This is a genomic window from Planomonospora algeriensis, from assembly GCF_977012225.1.
In genome coordinates, this window is sequence record NZ_CDRNDK010001186.1 from 1 (window position 1) to 233 (window position 233).

Annotated in this window: 1 protein-coding gene; it reads left to right on the top strand. The window is 70.0% G+C overall.

The window, feature by feature from the left end:
• Window positions 1-233: ArsR/SmtB family transcription factor (locus ACWJ6R_RS38355; RefSeq protein ID WP_449066851.1), on the top strand; the 233-nt coding region annotated here is incomplete at both ends.

The window sequence follows — 233 nt, forward strand, 5'->3', positions numbered from 1 at the left end:
GCCGAGCTGGCGGTGCTGCTCAAGGCGGTCGCCGACCCGGTCCGGCTCCGCCTGCTGTCGATGATCGGCTCCCACGCCGGCGGCGAGGCGTGCGTGTGCGACCTGACCGACGCCTTCGACCTGACCGCGCCCACCATCTCCCATCACCTCAAAGTCCTGCGGACGGCCGGGTTGATCGACTGCGAGCGGCGCGGCACCTGGGTCTACTACTGGATCGTCCCCGAGACGGTGAA